This window comes from Lwoffella lincolnii, from assembly GCF_037201985.1.
GTDB classification, from domain to species: Bacteria; Pseudomonadota; Gammaproteobacteria; order Pseudomonadales; family Moraxellaceae; genus Psychrobacter; species Psychrobacter lincolnii.
On the sequence record NZ_CP147511.1, the window covers coordinates 83775 to 102955 of the forward strand.

General features: G+C 40.1%; 15 protein-coding genes. 6 read left to right on the top strand and 9 right to left on the bottom strand.

Annotated features, from left to right (window positions below):
* Nucleotides 1–112 precede the first annotated feature (112 nt).
* Nucleotides 113–1594 carry an NAD-dependent succinate-semialdehyde dehydrogenase gene (locus tag WDM69_RS00445; protein WP_338755463.1) on the bottom strand — a complete coding sequence of 494 codons (1482 nt, stop codon included), beginning with the start codon at nucleotides 1592–1594 and terminating at the stop codon, nucleotides 113–115.
* Between the two features lie 349 nt (nucleotides 1595–1943).
* On the opposite strand from WDM69_RS00445, the gene WDM69_RS00450 reads away from it, so the two are divergent.
* Nucleotides 1944–3440, top strand: a complete 1497-nt coding sequence (locus WDM69_RS00450; RefSeq protein WP_338755464.1) for a UvrD-helicase domain-containing protein — start codon at nucleotides 1944–1946, stop codon at nucleotides 3438–3440.
* Nucleotides 3441–3454: 14 nt separating this feature from the next.
* Here WDM69_RS00450 and WDM69_RS00455 read toward each other — a convergent pair whose 3' ends face one another.
* The 6 genes from WDM69_RS00455 to WDM69_RS00480 form a co-directional block, all read right to left on the bottom strand.
* On the bottom strand, nucleotides 3455–4315 hold the full coding sequence (locus WDM69_RS00455) for an energy transducer TonB (protein WP_158077880.1): 861 nt from the start codon (nucleotides 4313–4315) through the stop codon (nucleotides 3455–3457).
* 185 nt (nucleotides 4316–4500) lie between these two features.
* On the bottom strand, nucleotides 4501–6774 hold the full coding sequence (locus WDM69_RS00460) for a TonB-dependent receptor domain-containing protein (RefSeq protein WP_078307718.1): 2274 nt from the start codon (nucleotides 6772–6774) through the stop codon (nucleotides 4501–4503).
* A gap of 73 nt (nucleotides 6775–6847) precedes the next feature.
* Nucleotides 6848–8932: a prolyl oligopeptidase family serine peptidase gene (locus WDM69_RS00465; RefSeq protein ID WP_158077879.1), complete on the bottom strand. Its 2085-nt coding sequence runs from the start codon at nucleotides 8930–8932 to the stop codon at nucleotides 6848–6850.
* A gap of 156 nt (nucleotides 8933–9088) precedes the next feature.
* Complete coding sequence (locus WDM69_RS00470) at nucleotides 9089–10054, bottom strand: ChaN family lipoprotein (protein WP_078307715.1); 966 nt, start codon at nucleotides 10052–10054, stop codon at nucleotides 9089–9091.
* 95 nt (nucleotides 10055–10149) lie between these two features.
* Nucleotides 10150–10695 carry a DUF1566 domain-containing protein gene (locus tag WDM69_RS00475; RefSeq protein ID WP_078307714.1) on the bottom strand — a complete coding sequence of 182 codons (546 nt, stop codon included), beginning with the start codon at nucleotides 10693–10695 and terminating at the stop codon, nucleotides 10150–10152.
* A gap of 74 nt (nucleotides 10696–10769) precedes the next feature.
* Nucleotides 10770–11567, bottom strand: a complete 798-nt coding sequence (locus tag WDM69_RS00480; protein WP_078307712.1) for a DUF1566 domain-containing protein — start codon at nucleotides 11565–11567, stop codon at nucleotides 10770–10772.
* 224 nt (nucleotides 11568–11791) lie between these two features.
* On the opposite strand from WDM69_RS00480, the gene WDM69_RS00485 reads away from it, so the two are divergent.
* Nucleotides 11792–14200, top strand: coding sequence for an autotransporter outer membrane beta-barrel domain-containing protein (locus WDM69_RS00485; protein WP_078307710.1), 2409 nt, complete (start codon nucleotides 11792–11794; stop codon nucleotides 14198–14200).
* 75 nt (nucleotides 14201–14275) lie between these two features.
* On the opposite strand, the gene WDM69_RS00490 is transcribed toward WDM69_RS00485, so the two are convergent.
* Nucleotides 14276–14905, bottom strand: coding sequence for a thiol:disulfide interchange protein DsbA/DsbL (locus WDM69_RS00490; protein ID WP_078307709.1), 630 nt, complete (start codon nucleotides 14903–14905; stop codon nucleotides 14276–14278).
* Between the two features lie 610 nt (nucleotides 14906–15515).
* On the opposite strand from WDM69_RS00490, the gene ubiG reads away from it, so the two are divergent.
* The 4 genes from ubiG to WDM69_RS00510 are packed head-to-tail and all read left to right on the top strand — an operon-like array spanning nucleotide 15516 to nucleotide 18526.
* Nucleotides 15516–16253 carry a bifunctional 2-polyprenyl-6-hydroxyphenol methylase/3-demethylubiquinol 3-O-methyltransferase UbiG gene (ubiG, locus tag WDM69_RS00495; protein WP_338755923.1) on the top strand — a complete coding sequence of 246 codons (738 nt, stop codon included), beginning with the start codon at nucleotides 15516–15518 and terminating at the stop codon, nucleotides 16251–16253.
* A gap of 57 nt (nucleotides 16254–16310) precedes the next feature.
* Nucleotides 16311–17024: an HAD family hydrolase gene (locus tag WDM69_RS00500; RefSeq protein ID WP_078307787.1), complete on the top strand. Its 714-nt coding sequence runs from the start codon at nucleotides 16311–16313 to the stop codon at nucleotides 17022–17024.
* A gap of 32 nt (nucleotides 17025–17056) precedes the next feature.
* Nucleotides 17057–17833 carry a YciK family oxidoreductase gene (locus WDM69_RS00505; RefSeq protein ID WP_338755465.1) on the top strand — a complete coding sequence of 259 codons (777 nt, stop codon included), beginning with the start codon at nucleotides 17057–17059 and terminating at the stop codon, nucleotides 17831–17833.
* Nucleotides 17834–17836: 3 nt separating this feature from the next.
* A complete protein-coding gene (locus tag WDM69_RS00510; protein ID WP_338755466.1) occupies nucleotides 17837–18526 on the top strand; it encodes a metal-dependent hydrolase in 690 nt (229 codons plus the stop codon).
* An 89-nt stretch (nucleotides 18527–18615) separates the two neighbouring features.
* On the opposite strand, the gene WDM69_RS00515 is transcribed toward WDM69_RS00510, so the two are convergent.
* Nucleotides 18616–19152 (bottom strand): acetyl-CoA carboxylase biotin carboxyl carrier protein, encoded by a 537-nt coding sequence (locus WDM69_RS00515; protein ID WP_338755467.1) that lies wholly within the window; start codon nucleotides 19150–19152, stop codon nucleotides 18616–18618.
* Nucleotides 19153–19181: the final 29 nt, after the last annotated feature.

A 19181-nucleotide genomic window follows, 5' to 3' on the forward strand; every position in this document is an offset into this window, starting at 1 on the left:
GTTCCTAACTCACCAAGTCAAAGACCGTCGTTAAAGACCATCAGAGTAAAAGAGATGGGTGGAGCATGACGCACGATAAGTTAAATTGACGCTTAAGTAACGCTGATGTGTTTTAATTGATATCAACACACCAATATTTGGTTGTAACATACTCTTCAATGCCGTATTTTGAACCCTCACGCCCAAATCCTGATTGCTTGATGCCGCCAAATGGGGCAACTTCAGTAGATAATACGCCTGTGTTTTGGGCAACCATGCCATATTCTAAGCATTCGGTTACCCGCCATGAGCGTTTTAAATCTTGGGTATAAAAATAAGCTGCCAAGCCATAAATGGTTTTATTGGCGTGGTTCATCACTTGTTCTTCGTCATCAAAAATAAACACAGGCGCAATCGGTCCAAAAATTTCTTCGTGAGCAATGTCCATATCATCGCTAATATCGGTAATGATTGTTGGCTCAAAGCTTAAATCAGAAGCATGATGTTTTTGTCCGCCTGTAACAAGTGTTGCCCCTTTATCAGTCGCATCTTTTAACAGTTTTTGCACTTTGTCTAATGCGTCTTGGTTGATGAGCGGTCCAATCTCCACATCTGAGTTCATGCCATTACCAACGTTAAGTGCGTCAACTTTTTGCTTAAAAAGGCTTAAAAATTGGTTTTTTATTGATGAATGCACGTAAATTCGGTTGGCGCACACACACGTTTGTCCAGCGTTGCGATACTTTGACGCAATCAACCCTGTAACAGCATGGTCAAGATTGGCATCTTCAAATACGATAAAAGGGGCATTACCACCCAGCTCCATTGACAGTTTTTTTACCGTCGATGCACACTGAGACATTAATGTTCGACCCACTTCGGTTGAACCTGTAAAGGAGAGTTTTTGAATACGGTCATCTTGGGTGAATACTTCGCCCACAATCGAAGACTTGCCTGTGATGATTTGTAAAACCCCTGCAGGCAGTCCAGCACGTAGGGCAAGTTCTGCTAATGCTAAAGCTGTCAATGGTGTTTCGGTTGCAGGCTTAACAAGCATGGTACAACCTGCTGCCAAAGCAGGAGCAACCTTACGAGTAATCATTGCCGCAGGAAAATTCCATGGGGTAATCGCTGCACACACACCAATGGGTTGTTTTAAGATGACATAACGCAAATTTTTATCAGTGGCAGGGATAACATCTCCATACACTCGTTTGCCCTCTTCGGCAAACCAACGTATAAAGCTGTTGGCATAGTCTATCTCACCTCGAGATTCACTGATTGGCTTGCCTTGTTCGCTGGTCATGATGGTCGCCAAATCTTCTTTGTGCTGGTCAATCAAATCTGCCCATTTGTTTAATATGTGACTGCGTTCTTTGGCGGTTTTTTTTGCCCACTTGGTTTGAGCTTGATGTGCAAATGTGACTGCTTGAGTGACTTGTTCTTTAGACAGATTAGGAATCGTGCCGATGACTTGACCGTTAAAGGGGTTAATGACATCAGACGTGTCATTGTTACTGGTATTGGTATTGTTACTGGTCTCACTGGCGTTAATCCACTGATTGTTAATAAACGCTTGCTGACGCAGTAAACTTGGGTCTTGTAAAGTAGGCATGGTCATTTCCTTTTATCTTATCGTTGTCATAAACAGACTGTCAAAATCATCTTTCATGGTTGATGACGCAAATTTTTGATGACGCATCATTTATTATAATGGTAAATCCATTAAATCCATTAATCAATATTTAAGCAAATAACTTGCCAAAGAAACTTGGAATGACCCAATTTGCTTTGACCTTGTAGAGGCGTGCAGTACGCCAGCTGTCCAAAAAATTACCCCCAGTTGGTAGGGGTTTAGATGGTAAAAGTGAATCATACATTTTATATGTTTTTTACTGGCTGTTAATTTGCTATAGTCTTATCTCATCTTATCCCATTTAGTCTGCCATTTATCTAAGTTGCTTATGTCTCACATAAACATGCCCATCTATATGAACCAGCCAACCGAAGAACAGCTCACGGCATTGAACATGGCGATGGATGGCAAGTCATTTAAGATTGTGGCGTATGCTGGGGCTGGTAAGACCACAACCTTAAAGTTGATTGGTGAACGGTTGCGTGGTCGGGGGCTGTATTTGGCGTTTAACAAGGCAATTGCCACAGAAGCTCAAACTAAATTTCCAGCACATGTGGAGTGTCGTACCTTTCATTCATTGGCATATCGTCATGTGCCACGAGACATCACCGCCAAGCTGTCGTTGCCTCGTTCATCGCTTGACCGTTTGGGCAATGATTTGGGGTTAGAGCGTGTGCAGGTAAGACGTAAAATTGAAGGCAAAAATCAACTGGTTACTTTATCGCCTGCTCGGTTGGCACGCTTTGTCAGCGATGCGGTCAGCCAATTTTGTAGCACGCACGCCAGTTACCCAGCGTCTCGCCACATTCCTTTGCCCAACTGGATTGCTCAAGATGAAGCCGAACAGCTCAGAGAACGACTATACCCTGCTGTGGAACAACGTTGGCTACAATCGATAGACTCCCGTCATTCTGCTGGTATTGGGCATGACATTTATCTGAAACTGTGGGCATTATCTAAGCCTGTTATCCCTGCCGATTTTTTGTTATTTGATGAAGCTCAAGATGCTGACCCTTTAATGATGGGCATTTTGACTCAGCAGCCCAGCCAAGTCATCTATGTGGGTGATGCTCATCAACAAATATATGAATGGCGTGGGGCGGTTAATGCCATGAAACGCTTACCCTTGCCTCAGTCTTTATTAACCCAGTCGTTTCGTTTTGGTGAGCCGATTGCCCAAATTGCCAATGTGTTTTTAAAAGCATTACAAGAAGAGGTGCCACTTAGGGGAAATCCAAATAAGCAGTCAGAGGTGGTTAAAATACCAAAGCAAGGGCAAAAAGATGCCATACTGTGTCGCACCAATGCCGCTGCCATGGTGCAATTATTGTCTGGACTTAAGCAAGGGTATAAAATAGCCCTACAAGCTGACACTGAACGCATGCTTAAGTTTTGTGAAGCAGCAAATAACCTTAAACAAGGTTATCCCGCTTATGGTGTGCCCGAGTTGGCGTATTTTTATAATTGGCGTGATGTACAAGAATATGCTGAGACCAGCGAGGGTAGCGACATCAAGACTTTGGTTAAATTGGTAGATGACCACGGCACAAACGTGCTCATCAAGGCCGTCAATCGGCTAAGCCAACCTGCCCACGCCGATTATGTCATCTCCACCGCCCATAAAGCCAAGGGGCTTGAATGGTCAAAAGTACAGCTTGATGACGATTTTTATTATGATGTCAGCACACACGGCATCAAAGTTGCCCCAGAAGAGTTGCGACTTTTATATGTGGCGACCACACGGGCACAGCAACATTTGGACATTCATGCCATCAGCGATTTGGTGAATGGATTGCAGGCAAATAAAAAGCTGATATTCACCTGATTAGTATTTTGCGTTTATTGATATTTTTGATAATTAAAACTCATAGGGACATTAAAGGTTATCGTTTTTTTTGCTTGTAATAACGTAGCAGGTGGTGGGGGTAATGGTGAAGCACGCTTAGTGGTGGCAATTGCTTCATTGTCTAGTATGTTTTTTGAGCTAGATTTAGCAATCGTGACTGCCTGAACCACACCATTGGCATCAACGGTAATTTTTAAAAAAACCTGTCCACCCCATTGCTTTGCAAGTGCTTGTTTGGGGTATATTAGGTGATGTTCTAATTGTAGACGAACTTGTGCTTGCCAATTTTGTTCTAAAACGGAATAAGACATGTCATTTTGAGTAGTTTTATGACCTTCATCTGCGACATCTGTCATCGTGTTGTGCGTACCAGTGTTGTATGTACCATTAGTGTGCATATCATCATTTGATGTGTTTACAAAATCTGTATTACCGTCTTTGTTGATATTTATCTGATGTATTGCTGACTTTTGATTTGTTTTATTATCAGACAACTGTTCATCGAAGAAATTATTGGTTTGATTATCCAAAGACTTGGGATTAATTATGCTTTCATCTGTTTTCTTTTCTCTTTCAAGTTCATTCTCTTTTCCAAGTTCATTCTTTTTTTCAGGTTCTGTTTGTTTATCAGATGGTTGGTTGTTAACCATCTGATTGATTTGACTGCTGATGGTGGATAATGATTTTAACGGCTTGTTTAATGTGTTATGCACGCTATTTTTAGGTGTGGTTTTTATTGTGTTATTGGTATTATTATTAGAACTGGTATTATTATTTTTGTTAGTATTATTGCTATTATCCGTTATTGTGACTAACGGCTCTGATGCGGATTTGGTTTGATTTAGATTTATCATTTCTATCACCAATGGGGTGATAGAGCTTTTTGGCAGGTCAGGTATTTTGACTGTCCATAACAACATGACCACCATGATATGCAGTATCGATACCAATAGACAGACAATAATCCGTTGTTGCCATGTTTTTAAAGTATGTTTAAGTATTCTATGTGTCATCATATATGTTATTTAAACCATACTTTCTAGAATCGTAAATTTGCTCCAATTTTTACTGTCCGCCCTCTGGCATAGTTATTAAATAAAAAACTTTCACCGTCTTCACCATATTGTTCGTTATTTGAATTTTGGCGGTTTAATGGGTGAATATAGAGCTTATCAAAAACATTTTCTACCCCTAAATATACCGATGTATTTTTGTTAAACTGATATGACATGTTTAAGTCAGTGATAATGGGGGCTGTAGGTAAGGTCTGTAATTTATAAGTGGTTATGCCATCATCTGACTGCAGACCATCAGGTCTTAAACGAACATTTTTACCATAGTATCTCAACGTACTAGCAAGCTGAAGTTTCTCATTAAAGCCTTTTGTGCCAACATTTAGTGTCCAATAGGATTCTGGTAAACGGCTTGTTGCACCACCTGAAAACCCAAAGTCACTATGCCCTGAGTGGCTATCAACAGGTTGGTCAGACTGAATGCGAGTAAAAGATAATGTGCCAAAAATAGGGGATGCGGTATAATTAGCAGTTAATTCGTAACCATGGCTGTAAACAGGTTTAACAGAATTTACCGCCAGTTTGGCATGGAAGCTGGCGTTGGCATCGTTGATATTATTAGACAAGTTGCCATCTTTTTTTAAATAAAATGACTGTACATGAATATAATCATCAATACGGCTATTAAAATGCACCGCTTTGATTCCTAAAGTATCATTATCCTTAAACACGCCTGTTTTTAGTGTGTTAAAGCCAATCTCATTGGTTTTGGCGACTTCTGGACGCAAAAATGGGTTCATCGATCCGCCCCCTTCATTATTAAAAAATACTTCTTGAATATTGGGCATACGACTGGTTTGAGCGTGGCTAATAAATGGGCGAAACCAATCGTTGATATGTGCTGATAACTGAATTTTTGCTTGTGTTTTGTTATCTTTTTTATTAATAGTCGCCTCACCTTGTGGAAAACAACGAACCACAATGCCCGCCACCTCACCACATGCAGGCTTAAAACCATTGAACTTACTTTGAGTATGCCCCACAGACCAATCCAATGTATATTTTCCTTTTTCTAAGGTGTTATTCATATAATAACCTAAAATGGTTTGTTTGCCTGTTGGAGCAAAAGGGGTGTGAATTTCATTGTCATTATTCTGTCCTTGAACTTGTCTTTGGTAGTCATTTTGTTGCAAAGATACCCCAATGGTGGTACTGATGTCAGCGAATTTAGGATAAAAATAACTGGTATTATTAACATCAATCAGGCTTGAGCGATTGATGCTTTTTGCTTTGTCTAACTGAAAGTACTTGGCAGATGGATTTAATGTCTGTTCATTTATTGTCATGTTTGCCAAAAATGATAGGTCAATCCAATTAGATAAATCAGTTTGACTTGGTGCATAACGATAATTCAGTCCATAAGATTGACTGCTTAAAACTCTTCCGCCACTATTTAAATCATAATCTCTGACAGATAATGTGGTTTTATGATTATCATTTTGATAGTTTATTTTTGCTAAATAGGAGCGGGGCTTTTGTACATTTGAAACAGCATAAGCGTTACTGCTTGCTGATTTACCATCACCACGTTGATAGTCTGTGCCTTTATTTGCACCACTTAAGGCCAACACTGCTCCCAATTTTCCCTGACTCATTGGTATTTTAGTTGCCAAGGCAATCATGGCATTGCTGCCCAATTTATTGTTGCCATGACTGTATTTTAGTTGCCCACCAAAATGTTGTTCATTTGTTAACACATCTTCCACATCTAATGTGCGAAAATTGGCATTGCCCATCAACGCATTCATGCCACCAGCACCCACCATTCCTCCTCTATGAATGTCTGCTCCTACTAAAAAATTGGGGTCAATGACCGCACCAAAGGTACTGGACGTACCTGCACCACCCTCATGAAAGCCTTTATCATCTTCGCTACTTGCTGTTATTCCAAATAAAGTCTGTGGGACACCATCAATCAAGGTATTCACTCGCCCAAAACCCGTCATACCACGCACATTTACCTGCAATGTGCCTTGGTTTGTATCCATATAGGTAAATGTACCAGGTAATGCCCGTATCACGCTATCAAGTCCTGTAACACTTTCTTCTATTTGTTTTTCATGAATACTAGATACTGAACCAGCTTTTTCAAATAGTTTATGCTCCTTTTTATTTTCTTGTGCATGGACGCTAACTTCATCTAAGATTATCGTTTTAAATGCGTCATGATGACCATCATTCGCCTTGGTCTGTGCGGTGGTAATGAGTATTAATATAAAAGTGGTGGTTATTTTATTCATGGGTTTACCAAGGATTAGTTTTTAAAAATTTTCAGGTAGTCATGTGTTTGATTATGGCAGCATTTTTATTGCATTATTGCTGTAATATATCTAACATAAACGCATAAGATAGGGCATTGTTCATCATTCTTCCATCGCCTGTTTTATGTCCACCATCATGCACTTTTAATAACACATGATTGTCTGATTCATTCATTGAACGTAACTTCGCCACAAATTTTAATGCCTCCGTAGGCGTACTTCTGACATCTTCTTGTCCTACAATCACCAACATATTAGGATAGACCTTGGGTGTTAATATCTCATATGGGCTATAGCTTTTGATGATATTATAAGCATGCTTATTGGTTGGATTGCCCCATTCTTCATATTCACTTTTGGGTAAAATTACCCCCTTTCTTAACATAGGAGATAAAACATCAAGCAAAGGCATATGTAGCACACAGCCCCGATACAGCTGAGATGCTTGTACACATGCGTTAGCTATCAATAATCCACCTGCACTTTCGCCCATGGCAAAGGTTTTTTGTGGTGTGCTGATGCCTTGTTTCTGTAAAAATTGTGTGGCGGCAATAAAATCAGCAAAACTGTTTGGCTTATTTAAACCTTGCCCTGCATGATGCCATGCTTCTCCTAGCTCACCACCCCCTCGCACATGTACCAAAGCATACACAAATCCTCTATCCAATAGACTTTTGTAACCCATACCATACATCGGATTTAAGCTATGCCCATACGCCCCATAACCATAAACCAGTAAGGGTCTGTCTATTAATTGCGGTAACTGAGTTGACCCAACTTGTGATTTTTTATACACCAAGGTAATGGGAATAGGGGTGTTATCCTTGCTTTTGGCGATAAGCCGTTGGCTTGTTACAGAAGAGTCTAAATTACTTGGTTTATTAAGTAATTGACCTGTATTTAATTGATAAGTAAGAACGGTTTTCGGTGTGGTCATTGATGTATAACCAACTCTCAGTAGGTTTTTGCCAAAATTAAGTTCACCTAAGTTCTCACTGAACCCGCTACTTTGTAGCCATACCGTGGCATGCTCTTTCGGTAATTCTAACTTGTGCCACATTGATTGATTTGATTGGTTAGAATCAGAATTATTTTCAATGGGTCGATAAAGTAATGTCGTTACCCCATTTTCTTTTAACTTAATAATCAGCCAATCACCTGTGATAAAAAAACTTTCGAAACTTTGGTTTTGTTTTGGGGTAAAAACTGTCCGCCATTTATCTAATTCATCATCAGATAAAGAATTCATTTGATAAAAAGTAAAATTAGGCATGGAATTTCCCTGCCTATCACCATTAGTTTTAAGATAAAATCCTCCATTTTTATTATGGTCTAAATAATATTCCACGTTGGGGGTTCTTGCTTTAAATAGGGTGGGTATTAAACGATTGACTTTTTTATCTAAATACCAAACTTCTCCTGATGTTTGACTATTTATGGTGATGAATACATATTCATCTGAGCTTGCTGTACTCAAACTGACATAAAGCCCATAATGACTTTTATGTATACTGGTACTTTGTTTGGTTTTTAGCGAATATGCCAATACTTCATTGCCTGCTTGGTTAACATACAGTAAAGTGTCATCATTTAGCCAAACAAAATCACCATTAGTATCATCAAAAATGATAGGGGTTATTTGTTGATTGGTTTGGTTTAATGAAGTAATGGCTATCTGATAATTTTCGTTACCTTTGGTATCATAGCCAATAGCAACATGAGTACCAGTTGAATTTATTTTTGGGTATTTTATGTCATAAAAATTCATCACTGATTTTTGTTTGTCACCTTGCCATAATGGTCGCCAAGCATTGGGTAAACTTTTATTTTCTATTTTGGGTTGATAATAAAATTTAGGCATACCAACCAGCGATTTTTTAAAGACAAATTTCCCATGTTGCCAATATTCCCACTTGGGTTGCTTAACTTGACGTTGTTTCATCTCTTCAATGAGGGTATCAGCTAAGGTTAAGTCTAAAATTGTATTTGCATGGGCATCTTCTTGTATTAGTCCATGTTTTACTGCTTTGGCATCGTGAACCAACCATTCATAATCATCAAGGCGTAAATCATCATGCCAATTTGTAAAATTTGGCTGTTTATCAATGATGGGAGCAGTATTTATCAAAACTGGCACGTTGTTTTTTGCCCAAACTGGGTATGATGTTATAAATAATAAAGATAGAACTGATAAATATTTTTGCTTGAACATGTTAATTATCCAATCTAAACATGGATTTGGCTATGTGATGAGCATATGAGCCACATGATGAAAAAAAACAAATGTGGTAGATTAATCATTAATTACCCAAATAAAGTCAGCTTCCTTACTGTCAGCTTCTGTCAGCTCATTCACCATTACAATCACAGCACCATTGGGTTTATTGGGCATTTTTTCGGTGATATCTAACACATGTATGGGAACGCCAATATGCTTATCTGCATGAAGATTACCTGTTAATAAAAATGCAGGTTGTTTTGCTGATAGTAGTTTTTCTGCCATGCGTCTATCACGAAACTGTTGAACCTGTACCATGTGGTCTACAATTTGTTGTTGGGTTTGACTTAGTGCTTTACTTGAACCTATCGAATGGTTGGCTAGAATATGTTCTTTAATGGTATTTTGAATATGCGAACTGGTTGATTTATTTCCTTTAATGGGATACGCTCCTTGCATGAGTATTTGAACTTCATCATTGGTCAAATTGGTGGCAATGAGATTATAGTTATGAATAAATGGGTGTTTCACTAAATCACCATATATTGACCAGTCCCATGAATTTTGCCAATTTAGAGCAGTTTTTAATGATTGATGGTTAAGCATTTGGGGGTTTTGTTGTATCTTATCTATTAACGGTTGCTGGTCGATGCGTAACATCTCCAGTAATAGACTGCCTTGTTTTCGTTGACCATGCAGGGCTTGCAATAATGCTAATGCCAATTGATGCTGAGTGGCATTGTTGTGATATTCCCCTAAAATTAAATAATCTTTATCTGCCAAATATGTTACAAATTCATCAAACGTCATGCGTTCATGGCTTCCTGCCACAAAAATTTGTGATTTATTTATCAGGGTTGATAACTCTAGATTTGAATGTGTGCTTTGTGTCTGCTCAAGCTGTTTTATGTGTTGATTAGATTGATGGTTTTCCCAATGGTTTAATGAGTAGTCTGAGGCACACCCCATTAATATGACAGCAAAAATAACAGCCATCATCAATATGGAGATTGGTACATCTAAAGGTTTATCAATATTCATAAGGATTTATTATCCGATGATGTCTGTCAAACTTTGAAAACCATGTGATTGGTATGTGGTTTTTAGGTAACTTCAGGCTGTACATAGCGTCTGCCTTACTCAAAAACCACTGCTCGAACCACACCAGTTGAATTTTTACCCACACTTCTGATTGTTCCTGAATGAGAATTGAGTGCATACACATTATTATCATCAGCCATGTCAGGTGTTGATGACCAGTACCATGTTGCATCATCTTGTTTGTCAAATCCTTTAAATACCGATTCATTGATGGCGGGCCCATGGCAAGCATGCTCAACCAAACTCATCAATTGCTTTACATTGGGTAAATAAGTGTTCTTTCCCATGCTAGCTACTGATTGTAAAGCGGTCTGCCAACTATTAAATACTGTGGCATTACCTACACAGTTTTGAGAAGTGTTATCCCATGTTTGCCCAATGGCACAACGTTGCCAAATAATGTTGGTTTTTGTGTCTTTGATTTTTGAACCATCACCTATAGGCGTAAAGCGACTGCTGGGGGTGGTTTTAGGTAAATCAAAACAGTCAGCCTGTGCCAGTTGTGTGCCACCTAGAAAAATCATCAAAACAACACCTCCCATCTTTAGCTGTTGTTTTAGTGTTGGCGTTAATGAATACATGAATAAATCCTTAATGAATAATGGCAGTTATCACGGATAATTATTTACAAAATAATTATTTACAAAATTGCTGATTAATCAGTAACAGCACGTACGGCATGCTGGGTATTGCGACCATGTTTACCTTGGCTAAGGTATGGTCTCAGTTGTAGTGTTTTTAACCAAGCTGTGTGTTCATGGGTATAATCATCAGCACTGATGGTTGCTGACCAATATCTCACTTCATCAGCATCACTTACTGGCAAATCATTGGCGAAAAAATCATCAATGGGTTCTTGAGTTTTTGGATTTTTACCAAAGTCAACTAAGGCATACAATTCATAGATTTGTGGCAGTCGCCAGTTATCTTGCCCACAATAACGCCGTGCATTTAGTGCTTTAACATAATTTTCAGCTTCAGAAAAAGTGTAACGTTTGTCTTTATTGGTGGTGGTTTTCTTTTCCCAATATTGTTTGGTGTTGACATCTTGTATACATTCATCATGACTATTTGTTATTTTTATGTGCTGATATGACAATGGCTTGCCTGCTTTTATTTGTGCATCTTGCTTTAGATTTTGCCAATCATTGCTAAGTTTGGTGCAGTCTTTATGGTTACTGGTTTCATCAGCACACAAATTAACACCTGTGGCATTGATGTCTAGATGAGATTGGGGTGATAAAGACTGTGAATGATTTATGTTGGGGTTAGTGGTGATGTCTGTTGTTAAAGCTGGTTTTGATGATGTTATTTTATTGCTATCCACATGATTGTCATCACCACCACAGGCGGTTATCAAAGCTAATACCCCAATACCGAATAGTAATTGATGTTTTGGGTAATATTTCATGATGGTCTTTAACATGTCTGTATTAAAATATTGACTACTCATTCGCTCTCTACCATATCACCTGATACGTTTGGACAGTTTTGTTTATACGCTTAAATAATGATTAAGTAAGCACATCATTGATACGCCGTATATTTAGTATTATGCACAATTATCTAAAACAACACAATAATAATGATAATTATTTTCATTAATATTATCATTATTATTACATTTATGATAAATTAAAGACTATCCAATATCTTTTATCGTATCAGGAGTGTTGTATGCCATCTAACCACCGTACCCAAATTATAGGTAAGCTGTCTTTGACCACATTAAGCATTACCATCTTATCAGCATTAAGTACGCAAGCCATTGCCATTGAAAGGTACACCAGAACACAAGAAATCAACACCGCCAAAGAACATGATGACACAATTTTATTATCAAATGAGAGTACCATCACCATCAGTGAAGGCGGTTCACTGACATTAACATTACCCCAAGGAGAAGATGCCAGTACCACTAGAAAAGAAATTTTGATTGGTACGAGAGGCTATGATACCACCACTTTAGAGATACAAGGTGGTGGCGTGGTATCAGGAAGTAACATCAAACTTGGTATTGGGCGTGATGCAGTGGGTAAGGTAAATGTCAAAAACGGACAAACCTTAACCGCCAGTGAAGCATTGATTGTAGGAGGCATCGGCGGTGGTACAGGAGAGATTAACATCATAGGTGATGGGTCAAATGTTGCTGCTAAACATATCAATCTAGGACAAGAATATCATAGTACTGGCAGTGTCGTTGCAGATGACCATGCTATTGTCATGGCAACTGAAAGTTTAAGTGTTGGGGCAAATGGTACAAATGGTATTGGTAAATTAGACATTAAAAATAAATCAGAGTTATATTCAAATGTTTTAAACATAAACCATGGTAGTGTTAATATTGATAACGCCAGTCTTGAAATTAAAGACATTAACAAAACAGGCGATAATATCGCAAAATTTACTCTAACGGATAGTGCCTTAACTTTATCTGAGAAACCAACAAGTACGTTGTTTGATGGATTTAAAGATAGCGATACAGCAACTTTGAAAAATCTTACCATGATTAGCGACCATGATGCCACACTCAATGCAGTTGCTAAATTAACAGGAGAAACCTTTCACAAAAAAGGCACAGGCACGCTGAACATAGATGCTAACAGCAAACAATGGACTGGCAATACCATCTTAGAATCAGGTACTTTAAAAATTAATGGTGATTATACTCTTGGAGCAAACCAAACATTACATCTGTCTTTAAATGATAAAAATGACTATGGCAAGCTCAACGTTACAGGCACAGCAGACATTAGTAACGGTGGGTTAACAATCAAAGCTCAAGATGCCATCAAACAGTTGCTCGATGGCAGCGTAAGGGATAATGACCATATATGGCAAAATATCATCAAAGCCAAAACCTTAAAAGGACAGTTTGCTAAAGAGGCATTTAACGTACTAGACAGCCAAGGCAATCAGATTGCCAACCCATTATTGACCTTAGATTATCAGGACAATGCGGTACATCTGACTACCAAGCTAAAATCTCCTGAAGTCAACCTAAGCAAAATGGCTAAAGACCAAAAACAATATTCTCTACTAAATCTAACGGAGACATTAGATGATTTTTTAGCTGACCCTAAAAACCCACTGGGTAATGCTTTAAATTTATACGCCCAAAACTTACAAAATCAAGGTAACATAAATCAAATTAACCAAACCATAGTTCAAATGCAACCAATAATTGGTGGAAAAGTAAATCATCTCATCGCACAATCACATCAATATGCCCCTTTGGCTTTGCATCACACACAACAAGGCAGTCACTTATGGGCGAACATCATTAATAACACAAGCTCTCAAGATAATCCAACTAATGGACTATTAGGATTTGATAAAACAGATAAAGGTGTCATGGCAGGTATTGATGGTAATTTTGGGCAGATTAAATTAGGTTTGATTCTTGGTAAGATATCCAGCCAAGTTGACAGCAAAAAATCACTTGCTTACCATGACCTAAAAGCCAAAACCACTCAGGCTATTTTCTATACAGGATTTCATAATGGCAATACCCAGTTACATGGCTATGTCGGTGGGGGTAAAAGCGATATTGATGCCACTCGCAAACTCACCTTATCCAATACCACCATTTCTACAAATGGCAAATATCAAGCCCATAGTAAACAAGCGGGTATTGGCGTATCATACCAAATAGGCACAAAAGATAAGCACTTAACGCCCTTCGCTACGCTAGATTATGTTCAAGTCAATTCTCCTGCTTATCAAGAAACAGGCAATAATATCTTAAATTTACATGTTGATGATAACAGCCATAAAAGCTTGTATTCTATGTTTGGCATGCGATTTAAACAGCCTTTAAATCACGTTGTCTTTATAGATGGCATGTTGGCAGGTATGTTAGAAAATGGTAGTCGTCGCACGCAAACAACCACAGCCTTTGGTGTTAATCCAAATAAAAAATTTAGCATATCAGGTGATGACATTGCACAAACAAGCCTATTGGCAGGCATGGGGCTTGGCATGAACCTAACACCCAATATTAATATCACTTTAGATTATCAAGGGCAATGGCAAAAATCGCATAAAAGGCAACACATGGGGGTAAGCTTACACAGTCAGTTTTAACAAACAAGTTACCCTATATTGATGGTTTATAAGAACCTAGATATAGGGTAACAAGCATTTATTTCAAGCACTTATTTATTGTTTGTTCTCTGCACGCACCTTATCAATTAAAAAATCCACCACTTGCGGTACTTTTTCGCTTTCTCCTTGTACCACATATTTGCCATGCACCACCACCGCAGGCACACCTGTGAGGCCATATCGTTGTGAGGCTTCTTGAGTACGAGCAATGCGAGCGTTGACAGCAAATGAGTCATACAATCCAGAGAATTTGCCTTTATCCAGACCTTGAGCGGTATACCAGTTGGTTAAGGACGCTTTGTCAAAAGGACGTTCGTTGCCTTTGTGAATGGCATCAAATAGTTGGATATGGGTTTTGTCTTCATGGCCCATCAGTTGTGCAGCATAAAAGCCACGAGCGTTGGTTTCCCATACTGGGTTCATGGCGGCAGGGGTACGGAAAAATGCCACATCAGCAGGCTTGGATTTTAGCCACTTATCCATGTGTGGTTCAAGTGAATAGCAGTGTGGGCAACCATACCAAAAAAACTCACGCACCACCACGTTGTCGCCTTTGATGTTGTCTGGATTGTCTAATACATGGTAATCCGTGCCTTCTTGAAAGGTGGCGGCGTGGGCGGTGATGCCCACCATGCTGATGCCAACAGCCAAGGCGGTGGCGGCGAGATTAAAGGCAAGTTTCATAAATGCTCCTATGTTGTTTTGTGTCTAAATTTTGCATCAAGGTTTGATTTTGACGTTTTGTATTGACATACTCCCACCACCAAACCTAGCGGTAGGCGTGAGAATCCTTGCGACCCATAACAACCCAAGCTTAGATTGAGTTGTTACCCTTCGTCATGCCACCATCGCTGAATAGTATCGGCATGAGGGAACTCTTTACACAGTAGCAAGTCCTGCCACATCAGCTAACGCCTGCTTAGGTCGCTCCGTGCTTACATCTCCACCTAAATCAAAGATTATAGGTGGAGAATTACGCACGATGAGTTAAATTTACAATATGATACCAGTTTAGGATAACCCATTTTGTCCATGATTTGCCGTAAAGAATTGTTGATGCTGCTTTTCTTGTTTGTCTCTGACATTCATTGATTTATTTGTGGTAGAAATTTGCTAGAATGATGACCATGTTCATAACCATTCTTGACAACCATATCAACCAAAATCAACCAAAGTCATCTTCTTGACAACCATTATGATGGAACACACCATGCACGTGTCTGATACCAATGTTAGTACCAATATTAATGCCAATGCTAATGCCAACGTTAATACCAACGTTAACACCAACGCCATGCCCAATGCTCATTCGGTCAATGTTGATGCCGCTGAAGTGGGTAAATTTACTCGTCTGGCAGATGAATGGTGGAGTCGACAAGGGGCGTTTGCCACGTTGCATGACATCAATCCGTTGCGGTTAAGCTGGATTGAAGACAATGTGCGACACGTTTTAGGCAGTGGCTTGGCAGGCAAGCGGGTGTTAGATGTTGGTTGTGGGGGTGGCATCTTAGCAGAGTCCATGGCTCGCCGTGGGGCGGTGGTAACAGGGCTAGATTTGGGGGAAGAAAATCTAAAAGCCGCCAGCGTTCATGCTGCCAAAACAGGTTTGACGGACACCCTTGATTATCAACATGTTGCTGTTGAGACACTGGCTCAAAGTCAACCAGAGCAGTTTGACGTGGTGACTTGCATGGAAATGCTTGAGCATGTGCCAGACCCTGCCAGCATTGTGAAAGCATGTTTTGACTTATTAAAACCCAATGGGGTGTGCGTGCTGTCTACCATCAACCGAAACCCAAAAGCCTATCTGTTTGCCATTATTGGGGCAGAATATGTGCTAAGACTGTTGGACAAAGGAACACATGATTATGACAAATTCATTACCCCAGCTGAGCTTGACAGCATGGCAACGCATGCAGGATTTATCCGTCATGATTTGATTGGACTGCATTATAACCCACTGACCAAACGCTATTGGCTGGCACAAAATGTCGATGTCAATTATATGATGGCTGTCAAAAAATTGCCCTGATAAAGATAAAGAAATGACCTTGATAAAAAATCAACAATTTGTTTTGAGTAATCCATGATGAATCAACAATATATCAAAGCTGTGCTATTTGACTTAGACGGCACATTGATTGACACTGCCAATGATTTTATTCGCATCATTCAAGTGATGTGTGCCAAACATAATCACCCATGCCCTACGGATACTGCCATACGAGAGCAGGTGTCTGCAGGAGCAAAGGCAATGGTTAAATTGATGTTTGGCGAAGAATTGGCGAAAGTTGCTGATGACGACCCAAAAATACAGTCCTATCGTCAAGAGTTTTTAGACATTTATGAACAAGACATCTGTGTAGACAGCCAAATATTTGCAGGTCTAGATGATAAGCTCAAAGAATTAGAAAGACAAGGCACACCTTGGGGCATTGTTACCAATAAGCCCAGATATTTGGCAGAAAAACTGCTTGATGCACTGGGCTTGACTCATCGTTGTGCTGTCTTGGTCTGTCCTGATGACGTTGCCCGCAGTAAACCTGACCCAGAACCCATGTATTTGGCAATGGAAAAACTGGCGATGCCACGTGCCATGGCAGGTTCAATCATCTATGTGGGCGACCACCTTCGTGATATCCAAGCAGGCAATGCTGCTGGTATGATAACGGTTTTGGCGGCATATGGTTATCTGCCACCTGAAGATAAAGACAATCTGCCTGCTTGGCAAGCGGATTTTATCGTCAATACGCCAAAAGAGTTGGTAACGTTACTTGGTTCTAATCGCTTTGATTATTTATGACAGAATTTTTTTGATGGGGGCTTTTAAGAAAAATGACAATAACACATGATGACATTCGCAATTATCAGCCACAATCTCATTGTCTAAAAGGCAAAAATATCCTTGTAACAGGGGCAGGTGATGGCATTGGGCGTGTGGCAGCATTGACTTATGCACGTTATGGCGCAACGGTACTGTTGCTGGGTAAAACCACAAGTAAGTTAGAATGCGTTTATGACGAAATTGAAGATTTTGGTGGTGAGCAACCTGCCATTTTGCCCATGAACTTAGAGGGAGCAAGTCATGCAGAAATGCAACAGCTTGCCAAGCTCATCGGCAATGAAGTGGCACAGTTGCACGGCATTTTGCACAATGCAGGGACATTGGGGGCATTGACCCCATTGGAGATGTATGATGTGATTACCTTTGAACAGGTGATGAAAGTCAATTTCACCGCTCCATTCATGCTGACACAAGCGTTATTTGACTTATTAAAGTCTGCCAACCATGCGTCCGTGGTCTTTACCACAAGCTCTGTGGGGTCTGTGCCAAGGGCATTTTGGGGGGCGTATGCGCTGTCTAAGCAAGGCGTGGAGGGTCTCAGTGATATTTGGACACAAGAGACCAAAAGCACCACCAAACTGCGTTTTAATTGCCTAAATCCGGGGGCCACTCGTACCAACATGCGAGCCCATGCTTATCCGGGTGAAAATCCCATGACTTTAAAAACACCTGAAGAGTTGATGCCTGCTTATGTGTGTTTGATGAGTGATGACAGCATCGACGTCAAGGGTGAGGTGATTGACTTGCAGCCCAAAAAAGTTCAATAATCCGTGGCAAATTTTCATACCCATGTGAGCGTGGGTTTTGTGGTCAGTGGCGTGTTGGCGTTGCTCAGCTTTAAGGCAGGCACAATATCGGACAATGAATTTGCCACCGCCACCTTAATTGGTACGGTTGGCAGCTTGCTGCCTGACATTGATTCGGACAAATCAACCCCAGCCAAAATGGGGTTTAATCTGCTGTCAATTATGGTGGTGTTTGCGGTATTGAGCCATTGGCGAGAGCAGTTATCGTTTATCGCCATGCTCATCACTTGGGCGGTGGGCTATGTGCTGGTGCGTTATGGGTTATTTTGGGTATTTGGTCGGGTAACGGTGCATCGGGGCATGATTCACTCAGTACCATTTATGGCATTGTTGGGGCTGGCATTGGTTTGCTTAAACTTTTATGGCTTTGCCAATTCGGCATTCATCAGTTGGTTTTATGGCAGCATGCTGTTTTTGGGCAGCCTTGTGCATCTGATTTTAGATGAATTGTACAGTGTCAATCTGCTGGGGCTAAAAATAAAACGCTCTTCAGGCACAGCGATGAAGTTTTATCAATCCAAATACCCATGGCGGTATGCGATTTTATATGCTTTGGTCGCCACATTATGGTTTATTGCTCCTTCATTTGGTCAATTTTGGGCAACGCTCAGCGATCCAATCAGTTGGCTGTTGATAAAAAAAGCGATGATTTAGTCATCACCTTTGTGAGCCTATCAAATCAATCACGTTCGGCTATCAATGAATGCTGTCAAAATGATGACAGATGGCAAAATAAAATGATGTTAATCCCTTGCTAAGGCAAATAACGCCTGCCCATATTCAATTTTATCACCATCATTCGCCAATATATCGGTGATTTGCCCCGAAATATTGGCGGTAACTGGCAACATCTTAACGGTGGATTGGACATAGGCAAGGGTTTGCCCTTTGCTCACGGTATCGCCCACTTTTACCAAAACGGAGGTGACATCATCGGCACGCAGTCGTAAATAGCCCACATGATTGGCAGCAATGATGCGACCTGTGTCCACATCTCGAGTGTTGGCAATCTGCCCACCCAGTCCGCCTGATGGTTCGCTATTTGCTTTGCTTTTGCTGTTTGACCGTTTGTTTTGAGATTTTTGGGGTGTGCTTGCCAAAAATGGGCTGTTATTTGAATTGTTTGAGCGACTTGGCTGAGCCAATGACGTCATTGGCTGCGGTGTGGTCCATTTGTTAATCTGTAAAGACTGTTGTCCATCACTGATGCTCAAGCCTTGAATGGGTGATTGATTCACCAAATTGACAATGTGTTGTACTTGCTGAATGTCGATGTTCATCACACTTCCTTATCTGTTTTACTTACCTT